Source organism: Selenomonas ruminantium subsp. ruminantium ATCC 12561 (assembly GCF_000424065.1).
GTDB lineage: Bacteria > Bacillota > Negativicutes > Selenomonadales > Selenomonadaceae > Selenomonas_A > Selenomonas_A ruminantium.
Genome location: NZ_AUJE01000029.1, coordinates 1 through 15104, shown reverse-complemented (window position 1 = coordinate 15104; position 15104 = coordinate 1). Strand labels below are relative to the sequence as shown.

Sequence of the window (15104 nt, the reverse complement as noted above, 5' to 3'; positions counted from 1 at the left end):
AAATCCCGTACATAGTTCTCAAGGTATTTGGCTATCTTGGAGGCATCGTTGGCAGCTTTGAAGATTTCGGTCTTATCTTCCTTCAGTGCTTTCAGCCAGCTGCCAATGTAGGCGGCGTGGTTCTGGGTGTTCATGGGAATGCCAAGATCGGCGGACAAGAAGGTGGAGGCCAGTTCTGCCCGGAGTTCTTCTTTTGCATAGGTGGGAGAGCCAAAGTCCACGCTGCCCATGCCAAAGCGATTTAAGCGGCTGCTATGTCCTGTCCAATGACCAAGCTCATGCAAGGCCGTGGCATAGTAATCTGCAATTTCCGGGAAAGCTTCTTGGGCTGGCAGATGGATTTCATCTGCACTGGGACGGTAGTATGCCCTGTTGGCCTGGTCATTGAAGATTTTGGCTCCTGACCTTTTCAGCATGGCTTCGGCAAGCTCAATCTGGTCATCATGGGTGTACCCTTCTGCCTTGGACACATACTCCGGGATAGGTTCGTATTTAATCACCGGCTCCATCTTAGGAACCATCACAGTCTTTCCATCTTTGTCCTTGGCCTCTACTAAGACCGGCTTACCTTCACTGTCATAAGCTGGAGCATAGACTTGTTTGCCATTCTCGTCCTTGACGTAGGTCATGCCTTGGCAGCAGTCTGTGGCGTGGAAAACACGGTAGTATCTATTTGTCCAGTGCTTTTCATCCTCCGGCAGTTCATTTCCTTCAAGGTCTTTCTCGGCATAAAAGCCCATGCGGATAAGGGTGGACTTAGCGCCCTTCTTGATGGAATAGCCCATATCTTTGGCCTGTTTGAAGGTGAAGAAACGTGGGTCTTTGCTATTGCCGTGACGGCGCATTACGATGGAAAGGCGAATGAGATTATCCTTGTAGTAGGGTCTGCCGGTCTTGCCGTTGATGGGAACGGCGGCAATGGCCGCTCCCACTTTGCTGTCCCAGCCCTGCTGCCAAGGTGTAGTTCCCTCTCAATAGCCTTGATGATTTCATTGGTGACTTCCTGATAGTAGTCCTTCTTTATATCTGTCATGACTTACTCGCCTCCCTGCTGTGCTGCAAAAGCCGCCATAATGTCCCGGTTATACTGTTCTTCTGTCACCCATTTTTCGCCGTCCCAGACATTTTTTTCAGCGGCTTCGGCAAAGTTTTCGTCCGTGATGGTTTCATCGGCATCCTCTGCCTCCATCACGCCCTGTGCCTTGATTTCTTCCTCGGTCATAGTGTAGTTTGCTTCGCTCATAGTGTATTCTCCCTTCATTTATCTGGCGGCAGCGGCCTCAGCCTGAATCGCCTTGTACTCTGGCTTCTTCATTTCTGCCGTGGCTTTGACCTTTACATCTGCCAGTATCTTGGTAATACCTTCTTCCTTTTTCCCGGCCTTCACCAGAAAATCTACCAGCTGGCTCACAGCCTTGTCCCGATTTTCATTTTTCAGGAGGCTGTTCAGGTCAAGCAGGTGATTGTCTGTCTTATCCTCTGCCGGGCTTTCCGGCTGGCTTGTGGAGGTCGTTCTGCCATAAATGGCATCCCTCTTTTCATTGATGGCTGCTGATTTCTCCATGAGCTTATCTTTTTTCTCCTGCAAGCTCTGAAGGCCTTTGTCAAAGACCCGGGCAATCTTGCGGATGCCGCTGTCTACTACGCTATACGCCTTGTCTTTGACCGCATTTCTGATGCGCTTTGGGGTATCAATCACATCTCGGTATACTTTGTGAACGGTGCGCCGGGTGTGCTTGTAGAGTTTTCCATAGTTCCGTCCGGGCTGCTGGGCATGTTTATAGATACCATTGGCTTCCTCCAAGAATTTGATGGCCACCGCCATGCTCTGAGCAAATTTCTCCGGGGAGTACCCTTGTACGGAAGAACGCATATCTGCCAACTCCTGCCGGAGTTCCTGCATTTCACGCAGCATGTCCTGATTGCGCCGCTCCACAGCGTTCAGCTGCTCAACGAGGAAATTATTGGCATTTTTCAGGGCTGCTGTACTATGGTCTAAGGCCACAGCCTTTGTTTCCGTGGTAGCATCTTCGGACTGATAGGCGCGAGATAGATTGTCTAAGCTGTTGCATACTTCCTCATGCTTTGGCTGGTAGCCTTCCCAGATAGCAGGTTCCGGGCCAAAGCACTCTTCGGCAGTCCGGCAGTCCTTGATGTGCTGTTTAAGCTCCTCTGCAGGTGCGGCAACTTGTTCATAGGCCGCTGTCGGAGCAGCTTCCTTGACATCTTCCATATATCCTTCCATGGTAGCAATCATGCTGGCGATGTTTGCCTCATCTAGCTCCGGCTCTACATCCATCTGATTCATTGTGAAATCCTCCTTCTGTGTTGTCTCATGGTAATCTCGGCCATAAATTTCCTTAAAAGCCGCGTCAATGTCTCGCCCTTCCAGCATGGGGGCAGCCTTGGAGTATATGGTGTTTACTCTATACTCACTGACTAATGTGCCCTCTAGGTCTTCGGTAAGTTCGTTGGCCATGTGGCCATCGTCCAGCCAATTCTGTATGGCTGCCTTGGTTTCATCCTGCGGCAGACCATAGAATGGACTATTCTTCTTGAACTGGATGCCCGGTGTGGAAGTGATGAAATCCACTACCTCCGCTTCGCTGGTGGCAATGTGCTGGGAGCCAGCCTTGCCGTCAATAGTAAAAACATAATCCTCTGCCGCTCCGGCAGCTGGCACTTCCTCGATACTATCGTCAATGAGTGCCCGTAGATTTTCGGCGGTGGTCGGGTTATTACAGATAGCCGTAATGTCCCCGGCACCGTCCCTTGCAACATATAGCATTATTTATCGCCTCCTATGAGGGGTATTGTAAATCTGATTAGGGGTTGAAAAACTCTACAATATTTTACTCAACGCAAAAAAAGAAGCCGTCAAAGACAGCTTCTTGGAAGGTTCGTATTATAAAAGTGGCCCTCTTTTGCAGAGAGCCACTATGATTTATGCCATGAATATCATGCGTTCAATATCGCCATACTGAATCTTGCTGCTGGCTTCAGTGGGGTCACCCTTGAGAATATCATGCTCCACTGCATCTTTGTCCGCAATATTTACGCGACCAGCAACTACTTCTGCTTCAACCTTTGCCAACAATGCTTTTCTGCCGGAAGTCGTATCTGCGAAAACCTCATTGTTGTAACGGGCATTCATGGAATGCGCATCCTTATTGTCATTGCAGTTGAAGAAGATAAATACATGCTGTTTCTTCCCAGCAACTTTCTTAGTAGTGGCCTTAGCCTTTGTAACAGCAGTAGTCACTGCCGCATCGGCCACCTTGGCAGCAACCGTCTTTACTGCCTTTTTTGCAGCAGCAGTTGCAGTTTTCTTTACCGTTGTCGTTTTCTTAGTTGTAGCCAAATAGAATTCCTCCCCTAAAAATTCTCTATTGCTTGTATTCCCTGAAAAATTTTATCACAAAACCTATTTTAGGGCAAATTTACCTGTATCATTGTAAACCTGAAATTATAGGTATGTATCTACGAGCAACTGGCGTATTTCTTCAGCCTTTACTCCACGAATTCGCAGATTTTTAAGCTCGGCATCCGTTACGCCCATACTTCCCACAAATTTCTCCATATCCGTCTTTACCTCATCAGGAAGCTCACAGCGTTCAAGAACAAATTCAGCAACCAAGCGAATGATATCGTTGCGGTGCTTCTTCAAATCTCGTGAATCTACATGCATCCCACTGGCAGCACGCTGGCTTAGGTCAAGCCATGCTTTTGCCTTAAATGGGATTATCCAACTCGGCTTTAGGATTGATAATCCATCAATTATTTCCCTGCCAGACAGCAACGCCTGATAATAGGCCTCGTTCAACAAGATAGCCGATAGGCTGTAGACATTATCATCAATATGAAGTGGCGTTATTTCTGCTGCGCCTTCCAGCAAAAAATCTGTACGAGCAAAAAGCTCTATCATAGAAGGGAATTCCGTCTCACTTGGCTTATCAAAACGATAGAACTGAGGCTGTCCTGAAGATTTAGCCCTATTCTGATAACCGCCATCATGAATAAACTGCCAAAAGCGCTCACCGAAAGCCGGGGTCAGCGCCTCAACGATGAGAACAACATCCAAATCTCTTGTTGCTCTAAAGTCTCCGCTATGCTGGCTAAATGATATATCACAAGCAGTACCACCAATCAGAACATACTGATTTGCATATTCCTGAAAATACTCTTTGAATTTCTCTATTCCTCTTACCATACGTACCTCTCCAGCATTTCATCCACCGCCATGCTGATGCGCGGTTCTTCCTTTTCCTCATCGCTTAGACTAAGCACTAAACTCAACGGGTCTATTGCCATTCCTACCCCGAAATCAATTTGATAGCCTATTTCCTGCAAGATACAAGCTGGAATATCTTCAGCCGCTGCCAACATGCTCTTGGTAATCTTTAAGCTTGATATTGCTTTTTTACTTACAGCGAATGTGGGACAGGACGGTTCACTCAGCAAGGAATACTCCGCCAGTGCCGTCAAACCTGCCGTTAGCATGTTGGACGCCGGGCGCTCTTTTAACGCATAAGTAGCAATAATAGGATTTCGTAAGCTATCTTTCATTTTTTCCCAAGCCATCTGCTTATCTTTTTCCATTGTCAGCTTTCTTGCCCTATTTTTTGCAGATAGATAGGGAAAATTTATGGCTTCCAGTTCATTAAAACTATTCGACACTGCTGTTTTAGTAACCCCAAGCATACCAGCGGCCTTGGTCACTGTTACTTCTTCCCAGCTCTGATATAAGGCAGTAAGCAGAAGTCTTTGTGTCAGAAAAGATATTTTTTCGCATTGGTGTACTTTCCTACTTTTATCTGTGTCCAAAAGCATACCTAAAAACGGCAAGTATACCTGATGCCCCTCCCAGACAAAGGGGATTCCTTCCTTCACCATGATTTCTCGTGCGTAGTTGCTTATGTCTTTCAGAGCCAAAATACAACGCAAGCCGGTATAAAGCTCTAACTGCCCATGTTGCTTCTTTAGAACCGACAATGTTTCGTGTTCTATCGGTTTAACAAGCAAAGCTATCTGACCAGATATGACCACATTAGAAAGCAAAAACCTGTTCCTATATGCCAGTGGCAGCTTTCGAGTATCCGTAAAAGGGTGGATGTCAACGTCCTGATGCAGGACTGCTTCAAGGTAATTTTTCATATCACCAGCCCCTTTGTAAAGTATTTTTTTACATTGTAAACCATTTTAGTTTACAAATCAAATATTTTATTTACAAAAAGTTATCTGGCAAAAAAACACCCACTAAAATACACAGAAAAATTTTCTTGTGTTTAGTGGGTGTTTTTGAGTTAATCACTTTTATTGGGGGATTAACTCAAATAACTCATTCTGTATCACGTAATTTTTATATCTAATCATGTAAAGTGACTTGGCTACCTAGCCATTGCCATAGAGGCCACTTCTGTTTTCTCACCTACCAGCCGCTTCACATCAACGGCCTTTATCATACTGGGAGACAGCTTCTCAATGGTCTTATATATGTTTTCGAGGTCGTAGCCCTTGGCTATCATGGCATCAGCTATCCCTTTGTCTGTGCTCATGGCATTGTCCGGAGAATAAGCGTTACCATTTCGTGTAAGGGCTTCAGCTGCCCGGAAGAAATATGTCCGCTCTATGTCGGAGTTTCCTTCCAGCTTGGTAAAGTCCATGTGGCCATCCTTATCCACCAGCTTCAGGATGCGGCTCCGGCGAACATCACCTTCGATTTCCTTGGCATCGGTGAGGCCTTTTTCCTTGGCTGCCAGAATCATGTCGATTTCTTCTGCCCGCGCCTTGAGCCGTTGGAATTCGTCTTCCCTTGGGTATGGGGCTTCCATAGACTTCTGGGCCACTTCGAGGTTATGCTTCAAGGTTTCCAGATTTTCTTTTTCCTCTGTGACCTTCTTATCAATCTGCTTGCCAATATCCTTGATGGCCGTCAGGATGCGCTTCTTGCTGCCATAGATATCAATGCGGAAGTCAGTGGCGTTTACGGCCTGAATATAGGGGCAGTTATTCATCCAGTCAAAGGCAGTAGAGAGTTTGAATCCCTTGTACTCACCAGTGAATTTTTTTGTAGCCTCTGGAGCAAGAGCTTTTTCCAGGGCTTCCACGGCCTTTTTTTCCTCCAGATACTTCACACCGTTTATGGTCATGGCAAAGGCTTCCTGTACCTCCCCATCCAGCCCAGAAGTTTTGTGCGTGTTGTTCTGCCACGTTTCCTTATTTTTGAGCTGGGCTTCCAAGTGGCTCTCGCTTTGGGCAATACGGTTCGGCAGGTCTACTTTTACCTGTTTGGCTGTAATTTCCCGGTTTTTCAGGTAGTTTCCCTTATCCAACTTTAGGCGGTTATAGGCGTTGTCTACGTCTATTTTTTCCTTTATCATAGGGTCACCAGCGGCCAGTGCCTTGATTTCTGCAGCACTTAACACTACCTCATCACAGTCCTCTGCCTCCCTCGTGGGAATTTTAGAGGACATTATCTGTGAAATAAAGCGCTGTTTGTTCTCTATAAGTTGCCACATGTACGCATCAAACGTACCTTTTGTCACATATCTAAATACCTTTACCTGCTTATTTTCATTGCCACGGCGGACGATTCTGCCCATACGCTGCTCAAGGTCTGCTGGCCGCCACGGCACATCAAGGTCATGTGTGGCAATAAGTTTGTCCTGTACGTTGGTGCCCACACCGAGATTATCCGTACCCCCTAAGAGCACACGCACCTTCCCGGCTCTGACCTTGGCAAAGAGCTGTTCCTTGGCTTCATCGTCCTTGGCCTCCTGCACAAAGGCGATTTCCTCTCTTGGCACACCAGCCTCTACCAGCTTGTTCCGGATATCATCATAGACATTAAACTTGTTCGGCTCCTTCTTGTTGGACACCGACTTGTCGCAGAAAATCAGCTGCGTAGATTTCTTGTCCTCGGTGGCTTTATAGATTTCAAGGACATTTTTGATACACTTGTTGACCTTGCTGTTGGGATTATCCGGCAGTGTCGGGTCAATAATGCGTTCATCCAAGGCCAGCATACGACCTTCGTTGGTGATTTTCAGCATATTATCTTCGCTAGGGTCAACGCCACCTTGTCGAATTGTTTCTGCCCGGACGGCCAAGTGATTGACAAGGTCTGACTGGCTTTCTGTCGGCTCTATCTGGTCAACGGTCATTTCACATTCGGGTACATCGAGGTCAAGCATGTCGGCAGTCTTGATGTCGGCACTCATTTTGACTATGGCCATCAGCTCCGGCAGGTTGAAGAAACGGGAGAAACGGGTCTTTTCCATAAAGCCCTTGCCTTCCGGCTTTAATTCGAAGCCTGTAACCGCCTCTCCGAAGGTGGCTGCCCAATCATCAAAGCTGTTGATGCCAGCTTCCTTCAACACTTGGGGCTGGAGGTACTTTTGCATGATATAAAGCTCCGTCATGGAATTGGAAACCGGGGTGCCGGTAGCAAAGACGAGGCCTTTGTAATTGGTCTTCTCGTTGATATACTCGCACTTATCCATCAGGTCATTGGCACGGACGGAATCGGAAGTGCCGATACCGGCCACATTATTCATCTTGGTGGCCACATAGATGTTCTTGAAGTTATGAGCTTCATCCACATAAAGCCTGTCAATGCCCAAATCCTCAAAGTAGATGGGCATATCATCTTTGTTATTATCTACTTCATCCTGTGCCTTTTCCAGCCGTTCCTTGGCTTTCTTCAGCATCAATTCCACCTGTTTGATGGAATACTTGGAATCCTCGGTATCCCTAAGTTCATCCAGCATATCCTCGTATTCACCAATGCGCTGTTCCTGCAAGGCTATCCGGCGTTCCGGGGTAATGGGGATGCGCTCAAACTGCGTATACCCCATGATAACCGCATCCCAGTTCTGGGTAGCGACCTTGGCCACAAAGGCCTTGCGGTTCTTCTTTTCAAAGTCACTGGGTTGGGCTACAAGGATTTTTGCCTTGGGGTAAAGTTTCATAAACGCTGCCCCAGTCTGCTCGGTGAGGTGCTTGGGCACGACCATCAAGGCTTTCTGGGAAAGCCCCAGCCGTTTGGCTTCCATGGCTGAAGCTATCATTTCATAGGTCTTCCCTGCGCCCACTGCGTGAGCAAAGAGCGTATTGCCGCCATATAACGTATGGGCAATAGCTGCTTTCTGATGGTCTTTCAGTTCAATGGCCGGATTCATGCCGGGGAATCGGAGGTATTCGCCGTTATATTCACGTGTGACAACTGCATTGAATTTCTCATTATAGAGAGCTGTCACCTTGGCGGCTCTTTTTTCATCCTTCATTATCCACTCGGAAAAGGCTCGTTTTAAGTCTTCCTGCTTCATCTGCGCTGCCGAAGTGGCTTCAGGATTGATTACCCTTTTGCCATCATCGGTATTTTTATAGACATGGGGCTGTTTGAGGTTCAAGGCAAGCTCCGCAAGATTCAGGGCATTGATGTCGCTGGTGCCGTAAATCTGGTCAATCTTGGTGTTGAAGAAGCCTCCCTTATTGTCGATATGCCACTTGCCGGAGGCTTGCGAATACTCGATTTTGAGCTTTCTGGCCTCACTATAAGACAGGTCAAGCTCTTGCACAAGGAAATCCTTCACATACTTGATGGGCAGCCATGTCGCTCCCATTGTTACCCGAATATCCTCAGAAGGAATATCCGTGGGCTTCACTTCCTCCAGAGCCTTGATATTTGCCTCGATATCCCGGAGTTTATCATCGCAGATACTAAGCTGTTCGTCCTTGCGGCTGCTGATAAGGTCTTCCACCTCTTTATCATAGGCCGTTTTATAGGCTGGCCATGCAGCAACAATCTCTTTTCGGCAGGCCGCTTTTTCCTGCTTGTCCAAGTGAACATAATCCGCAGCCGAGAGTTTTTCATGGAGAAATTTGTAATATGGCACAAAATCCGGCTGGAAGTAGCACTTCACATTCGCCTTTGGCTCCATATGCTCCAGCATATCCCGAATATCTGCACCGGCTTCCTCATGCATGGAAATACTCTTGATGCCATGTCTGAATGCTTCCAGTACAAAGACCGGGTCTTTGCTGTATTCCGTGGGGCAATAGCTGTTCATATCACGCATGGCACCTGTCATGTGCAGCATGAAGTCCCGGTCCCCCTTATGGTCATTGTAAAATTTCCGTTCATCGCCGTTCAGCTGGTAGAGGCCATAAATTGAATCTTGATACAGACTGCCTTCCCGGATGCGCCCATTGCCGGAGCGTACAAACTGTTGGGTGTCCTTGATAATGTCATGGATTCTTTTCTCCAAATCATTCTCCGGGGTAAAATCCGGCTGCCAATCTGGCATCATGATATTTGCTACAGCCAGTTCTTTGTCCAGTAGCAGCTCTTTCCGCGCTTCCTGTAGATGGCGGATTTTGGCGCGGACATTGCCGGAAAGGTATTCATCGGCTATTTTGTACTCCCCATCCTCGTAATCTTGGAAGATGAGCTTTTTGTCTGTCAGCTCTTTTAAGATGTCGGTTACATTGACCTCCGGCATAAGACTTGCCATATACCCCACATCGACCTTGCCTTTTTCCTGCATGGAGAAAGCCAAGGCATCCATGGCTGTATCAGCTTTTTCCGGCGTGAAGGTAGGCATGACAGTTCGGGTGGTGAAAATGTCGGCTTTGCCAAGGAACACGCCTGTTTCGGCATCTACATTTTCCAGCACTTCCATCAGTGGGCAAGTAGGGTCATGCCTAAATACGGATAAAAGCTCCGTATCCCGGTAGATATGGCCATAGTTCTTCACATGCTGGTCATAAAGGGCGTTCAGGTTATCCTGCAAGGCAGACAGCTCGTCATTGGAGCAGGCATTGGTCTGGGCATCGAATACATCACGGACGGCATCCCGAATATGGATAAGGGAAAGCACCTTCTTTTCCAGCTCCGGGGCTTTGGCCATAACGGCATCAATTTTCTTGCGCCGTCCGGCGGTCAGGTCTTCTTCCCCATGCACTTCTCCTTTTGCTTTTTTATCGCCCTGCTGGCTGATAACGGCCTCCCTTACCATCTGCTGATGGATAAAGGTCTGGAATTCAAGCTTTTCGCCATAAACACCATGATAGACCACTTTGCCATTTTCATAGACATAGCCAAAACTATTGCTTGCCTGCACAGTTTCCTGTACTGGTATTTCCATATCATAAGGAGCTTTTTCGTAGCTGCCCTCAAAGTTTGCTATGGTTTCGGCTATCTTCTTGCCTAAGTCCATGCCCTCTTCCGGCTCACAGGTCAGCATATTTCCATGAGGGCCGGAAACCACAGCAAGCTTCCCCAGTACATTTTCCGGGTGCTGATTGAAATAATGGTTCAGATTCTGATAGTCATATTCGCTTTCCGGCATGGAATATACCCAACTCATGAAGTTGGCATCTTCTCCCTGAACTTCCCCATTCTTATCATGCGTAATGTTCAGCGGTGTTTCTCGCTTCCTTAGGATAAGGATATCCGAAGTGACACTGGTGCCGGAGGCATTGAAAGCGGTATTCGGCAAGCGGATAGCGCCTACCAATTCGGCCTTGGCAGCAATGTCCTCTCTCGCCTTAGATGATTTCTTATCCATGGTGCCGGAACTGGTCATAGCTACCACATAACCGCCTGGGCGCACTTCATCCACCATTTTGCTGATGAAATAGTCATGAATATACGGGCGCTGTTTCTTGTAGCGCACGTCACTGGTAATACGATACTCTCCGAAGGGCACATTGCTGATGGCAAGGTCAAAGGAGTTATCCGCATAGTTGGTGCGCTCAAAGGGCTGATTGGAAATGGTGGCATCCGTGTAGATATGAGCGGCAATCCGGGCAGTGATGGGGTCAAGCTCCACGCCATGGATATTGCTGGCCTCCCGGATGCCTTCCGGCATATTCTCTAAGAATCTGCCGTTGCCACAAGACGGCTCCAAGACATTGCCACCGGTAAAGCCTTGCTTTTCCAGCCCTGCATAAATCCCCCGAATAAGCTCCGGCGGCGTGAAGTGGGCATTTAATGTTGAAGACCGGGCAGAACTATATTCGGAATCCGTAAGATTATTTCTAAGCTCGTTATATTCCTTCTGCCAAGCGGTATTATACTGGTCAAAAGCCTCTGGCAGACCACCGAAGCCGGAATAGCTCTTTAAGACCTTGAGTTCTTCCGGCGTGGCCTCCCGTTCTTCGTCCTCCAAGCGTTTCACGGTGCGAATGGCGGCCATGTTGCGCTCAAAAACCTTGCGCTTGCCAGAAGTAGTAGACATATCCGCCGCAAAGTCCAGATGGCTGAAATCCTCAGTAGTGATAGGCCTAGAAGGCTTCTCTGTCGTTTCATTAGCATCTACGGTATCGACAGTATCAATATTTTCCGGGAAATCTTCTTTTCCTTCGGCTGTAACAGGAGTTTCCTCATGTTCAGGCATAGAAGGTACAGCTGCAACGTCCTCCGTTGTCGCAGCTGTGTCTTCCTTATCCGTTTCATCCGTGGTTACGGCTACAGGTTCACTTTCCTCAGTGACCTTCCCTGCCGCATCTACGGTTACTTCTTTCTCAGTTACATCCTCCGGCACCCAAGCAATACCGCCATCAGGTGTTCTGACCGGGTGCAAGGAAGCTTTGGTAACGGTGATATGCGTAGCAGGTTTTTCGGTTACGCCTGACTGGTCAGCTGCTGGGTCAGAAGGTACACTATCTCGTCCTCCATCGCCATTATTGCTCTTGTGTACCCCATGAAGTCCCTCTGCTGGAAGATGTGGTTCAGGCCTCTTTGTTTCTTCATTTCCTGCTTCATCTGGTCGTACTTCTGGTTGTACTCCCTGTCCATCATGCCCATCATCAGCTCCACTTTCCCACTCTGGAGAATTTCTATCCACTGGGCTGGTTTCTCTTCCTCCATGTACTTCGCCCATATCCCCGACCATCGTCCGGGTATCAGGTTCATCTGCTGCCGAATTTCCTTCGCCTTGGCCGTCAGCCGGTCTAACTCGTCCAGCTCCTTCATCCGCTCTTCCCTCGCTTTGTCCTCCATGTCCCAACGGGTGAGCATTTCCTGATATTCCTGTTCGCTTGCCATCAGTTCGTCCATTGTCATTTTGTCTCTCTTCCTTTCTGATATAATCTCCTATCTGACTTAAAACCATCTTGCTGGCCTCATTTACCGTAGCAAGGGTCTTTCGAGCATCCACATTCTCCCAATCGTGAAGCATCAGTTCAAGGCCAATTTCATCTTCAGCATCATAGCCCAGTCGCTCCATAATTACATAGGCCGTACTAAGGGCTGCAAGTTCCTTATCCTCTACCCACGGCAGCGCCCCGGTGTAGTTCTTGGCAAAATTGAGGATTCGCTGGGGCATGGAAAGGTTACTGGGGCCGGGAAAGTGCTCATCCATATAGGCTTTGCATTTTTCCTCGTCATATTCCCATGTGAGCTTTTCTCCTTGATACCCTTCAGTAGCCGAGACATCAAAGACTTCTTCAACGTGTTCCTGATACTCGCTGCCTGTGATGATAGGGATAGGTCTGGCATTATCTGCCACCTTCCTCCCCAACTTTTCCCAAATGGCCTTGGTGGCCACCGCACCGCTGGCATCTGCCGGGGCATGAAAAAAGAGATTGATTTGCTGCGTAAGGCCGTACTTGTGGTACTTGCCCATGGTAGACAGGAAGTCGATATAGCGTTGCTGATTCGACTGCATGTCTAAGATGAAGCGGTCAGCTTCAGTCATTAGCGCATTTTTGCTTAACATGAATATGCCTCCTTAAATTGATTTCATATCCATGTTAAATCTGATTAGGGGTTGAAAAACTATACAATATTTTACTTTATGGATTTTCCACTACGATAATAGCATATAGTAAAATAAATTGCAAGAATTTTCTGTCATTATTCCAAAAGAAGAATTTCTTGACTAACCCTATTAAATAGGGTATGATATCAGAAAAGGAGAACTGAAATGCAGATATCACGAGAATTTATACATGGCAAGAAGTTTGACGAGCAATGGAAAGCTCTCGGTCTTAACGATGAACATCTTAAAGAGTTACAATCAACTCTGCTCGACAATCCGAAGGTAGGTGCAGTCATACAGGGAACAAGAAGACTGCGAAAAATGCGATTTTCCTATGGTAACAGAGGAAAATCACATTGTGCCCGTGTGTGTTATGTTGATTTTGAAATACATGGTCGAATTGTTCTTATCATGGTATTTGCCAAGAACGAAATGGAAAATCTCTCCAAGGCCGAACGTAATAGCTTAAAGATTTTGATTGAGCGTCTGGAAAAAAGTATGCAGAAAGGAGCATCGAAATGAGCAGGACTTATGATATGTTAGCGGATTCGCTGAATGAACTGATTACAGACTTCGAGGAAAATGATGGAAAAAATCTCTCTCATACTGTATTAACCGTTGATATTGCTCCAGCCCGCAAGTTCACCAGCGATGATATTCGCTCTATACGCAAAAAAAATCACTTAACTCAATCCATCCTTGCCAAATATCTCTGCGTAAGCAAAAAGACCATCGAAGCATGGGAATCTGGCAGGAACACCCCCAATGGGCCATCCAGCCGTCTGTTGGAACTTTTAGACCGGCAAGCAGTGTCCATAGTTACAGCTTAAAAAACAGGTCTGAATCTTGTTGTTGATTCAGACCTGTTTTTTTCGTTAATACCATTAGAACCTCACAAAGCCCTTAGGCTCCGACTTCTCATAGAGCTTTTTTGACCTTGAGGTACGGTGATACGGGTCTTCGATGCTTATTTGTGCGGCCTGCACTTGCCGCCTGAAAGCCAAATCCTCGTTTTGTCTGATTTTCCCTTCCACAGCCTTGATGCTGGCGAGATTGCCAAGCAATTTGTTTCGCCGGGCTGTCTCTGCCTCAACCATGGCCATAGCATCTGCTTTGGCTTGGTCTGCTTGCATTTCCCCTTCGGCGTTATTGCCGGCCTCCACAATAGCAGCTATGTTTGCCTGTTCACTGCTGGCCGTATCAATGAAGCCCTTGGCATTGTCTCCATAAATCTTGTAGATTTCGGCAGTGGCTTGATATTGTTCTTGCGCCTTAAAGGTATTCTCGTCCTCATAGCCTTCATCATTGCGGAAAATTCTGCTTTTCCAAAAATCCATTGTTCTCTCCCTAAGACTGCTACTATTGGTGTCCTGATTTAGACTGGCAAGATTTCTTTGAACGGTGGTCAAGATACTGTTATCCAAAGGATTCATATTCTTGACCGTAATACCAAATCTTTCCATGGCCATAGATAGCCAGCTTTCTATATTCTGGGTGGCCATAATGGCCTTCATGTGTCTGGCATAGTCATAGACATTGCCTCCCTGTCTTGCTAAATCCTTCAGGGCAAAAGGGGACGGGGCACTATCTGCATAGGATATGCTGGTCATGCTGTAATAGTTTGCCGGGGATTACCCGGGCATGTCCTATGCCGTATGAGCCAATGCCAACTACAAAGCAAGCCCCCACCACACCAAGGCAGTACATCACTTTTCCTTTTTTCATATTCTCACCTCCCTCCCTATATAATCTTTAATTATCTTTGAATATCTCCGTTTTCCTTAGTTTTTCATGGCAGTTTAATTTATAAAGAACAGCATAACATGAATAAGTGGTGCATTATGCACGGCGTAAGCGGGATTTTGGGTATAGCGAGGCTAACGTCATTGCCTTGCTTTTTTGAATACCAATATAATCCCTTCGCCTTATGGTAACGAACCTCCCATGTCTAACAGGATCATCTGACTATGCAGAGTCCTAAATTCCTTCGTTCCGCTTATCCAATGCGGCGTAAAACCCCGAGCTTTAGCTCTGGGGATATAAGCCGCGTCCTGCGAATTTACGTAAGTAATTGAAGCAGGACAACTGCTAACCTTTCTCGAATAGTAGACTTAGCTAAAGAATACGGAAGAAAGGAGAAGCCCTGCAAAGATAGAAACTGGACGAATCGAAAACCAAGGCCTACGGGCAACCAGTTCTTAGCGGGTTGAGGCCATGTATGCTGGCCTGCCGTAATTTAAAGACCTTGCGGCTGCAAAGATAAAAAGCTTTCAGTATACAGATACCGTGGGACACACGGGAATTAACGCTTGGGGAAATCGTGTAGGACGCTTAGGC

12 protein-coding genes and 1 pseudogene are annotated in these 15104 nt (G+C 47.1%); 3 read left to right on the top strand and 10 right to left on the bottom strand.

Features of this window, described 5'->3' with window-relative positions; all coding sequences use genetic code 11:
• Nucleotides 1-59 precede the first annotated feature (59 nt).
• The 8 genes and pseudogenes from G598_RS20360 to G598_RS20450 form a co-directional block, all read right to left on the bottom strand.
• Nucleotides 60-959: pseudogene (locus G598_RS20360) on the bottom strand (ArdC family protein); the annotation flags it as partial.
• Nucleotides 960-1036: 77 nt separating this feature from the next.
• Nucleotides 1037-1243 carry a hypothetical protein gene (locus G598_RS0111070; RefSeq protein ID WP_026767030.1) on the bottom strand — a complete coding sequence of 69 codons (207 nt, stop codon included), beginning with the start codon at nucleotides 1241-1243 and terminating at the stop codon, nucleotides 1037-1039.
• Between the two features lie 18 nt (nucleotides 1244-1261).
• Nucleotides 1262-2788, bottom strand: coding sequence for a hypothetical protein (locus G598_RS20055; protein WP_026767029.1), 1527 nt, complete (start codon nucleotides 2786-2788; stop codon nucleotides 1262-1264).
• Between the two features lie 156 nt (nucleotides 2789-2944).
• Nucleotides 2945-3361: a hypothetical protein gene (locus tag G598_RS17795; protein ID WP_245582803.1), complete on the bottom strand. Its 417-nt coding sequence runs from the start codon at nucleotides 3359-3361 to the stop codon at nucleotides 2945-2947.
• 105 nt (nucleotides 3362-3466) lie between these two features.
• Nucleotides 3467-4210, bottom strand: a complete 744-nt coding sequence (locus tag G598_RS0111055) for a hypothetical protein (RefSeq protein WP_026767027.1) — start codon at nucleotides 4208-4210, stop codon at nucleotides 3467-3469.
• Nucleotides 4204-5154, bottom strand: a complete 951-nt coding sequence (locus G598_RS0111050; protein ID WP_026767026.1) for a hypothetical protein — start codon at nucleotides 5152-5154, stop codon at nucleotides 4204-4206. The genes G598_RS0111055 and G598_RS0111050 overlap by 7 nt, the downstream gene beginning before the upstream one ends.
• A gap of 233 nt (nucleotides 5155-5387) precedes the next feature.
• On the bottom strand, nucleotides 5388-8180 hold the full coding sequence (locus G598_RS20455) for a DEAD/DEAH box helicase family protein (protein WP_419185357.1): 2793 nt from the start codon (nucleotides 8178-8180) through the stop codon (nucleotides 5388-5390).
• A 3449-nt stretch (nucleotides 8181-11629) separates the two neighbouring features.
• A complete protein-coding gene (locus G598_RS20450; RefSeq protein ID WP_419185356.1) occupies nucleotides 11630-11875 on the bottom strand; it encodes a hypothetical protein in 246 nt (81 codons plus the stop codon).
• 301 nt (nucleotides 11876-12176) lie between these two features.
• Between G598_RS20450 and G598_RS20445 the strand changes: the two genes are divergently transcribed.
• From G598_RS20445 to G598_RS0111035, 3 genes are all read left to right on the top strand, one after another.
• Entirely contained in the window at nucleotides 12177-12680 is a 504-nt protein-coding gene (locus G598_RS20445; RefSeq protein WP_157833328.1) for a hypothetical protein, read from the top strand.
• Nucleotides 12681-12932: 252 nt separating this feature from the next.
• Complete coding sequence (locus G598_RS0111040; RefSeq protein ID WP_051180243.1) at nucleotides 12933-13289, top strand: hypothetical protein; 357 nt, start codon at nucleotides 12933-12935, stop codon at nucleotides 13287-13289.
• Nucleotides 13286-13597 carry a helix-turn-helix domain-containing protein gene (locus G598_RS0111035; RefSeq protein ID WP_026767023.1) on the top strand — a complete coding sequence of 104 codons (312 nt, stop codon included), beginning with the start codon at nucleotides 13286-13288 and terminating at the stop codon, nucleotides 13595-13597. The genes G598_RS0111040 and G598_RS0111035 overlap by 4 nt, the downstream gene beginning before the upstream one ends.
• Before the next feature lie 54 nt (nucleotides 13598-13651).
• Here the strand turns inward: G598_RS0111035 and G598_RS0111030 are convergent, their stop codons facing one another.
• Both G598_RS0111030 and G598_RS19780 read right to left on the bottom strand, forming a co-directional pair.
• Entirely contained in the window at nucleotides 13652-14377 is a 726-nt protein-coding gene (locus G598_RS0111030) for a hypothetical protein (RefSeq protein WP_157833327.1), read from the bottom strand.
• Entirely contained in the window at nucleotides 14352-14492 is a 141-nt protein-coding gene (locus G598_RS19780; protein WP_157833326.1) for a hypothetical protein, read from the bottom strand. Before G598_RS19780 ends, G598_RS0111030 begins: the two co-directional genes overlap by 26 nt.
• Between the last annotated feature and the right edge of the window lie 612 nt (nucleotides 14493-15104).

Coding starts and splice junctions, on each gene's coding strand:
- G598_RS0111040 (WP_051180243.1), top strand. CDS start 12,933: ATGCAGATATCACGAGAATTTATACATGGCAAGAAGTTTGACGAGCAA.
- G598_RS0111030 (WP_157833327.1), bottom strand. CDS start 14,377: ATGACCAGCATATCCTATGCAGATAGTGCCCCGTCCCCTTTTGCCCTG.
- G598_RS0111055 (WP_026767027.1), bottom strand. CDS start 4,210: ATGGTAAGAGGAATAGAGAAATTCAAAGAGTATTTTCAGGAATATGCA.
- G598_RS19780 (WP_157833326.1), bottom strand. CDS start 14,492: ATGAAAAAAGGAAAAGTGATGTACTGCCTTGGTGTGGTGGGGGCTTGC.
- G598_RS20055 (WP_026767029.1), bottom strand. CDS start 2,788: ATGCTATATGTTGCAAGGGACGGTGCCGGGGACATTACGGCTATCTGT.
- G598_RS0111070 (WP_026767030.1), bottom strand. CDS start 1,243: ATGAGCGAAGCAAACTACACTATGACCGAGGAAGAAATCAAGGCACAG.
- G598_RS0111035 (WP_026767023.1), top strand. CDS start 13,286: ATGAGCAGGACTTATGATATGTTAGCGGATTCGCTGAATGAACTGATT.
- G598_RS20450 (WP_419185356.1), bottom strand. CDS start 11,875: ATGGAGGAAGAGAAACCAGCCCAGTGGATAGAAATTCTCCAGAGTGGG.
- G598_RS20455 (WP_419185357.1), bottom strand. CDS start 8,180: ATGAATCCGGCCATTGAACTGAAAGACCATCAGAAAGCAGCTATTGCC.
- G598_RS0111050 (WP_026767026.1), bottom strand. CDS start 5,154: ATGAAAAATTACCTTGAAGCAGTCCTGCATCAGGACGTTGACATCCAC.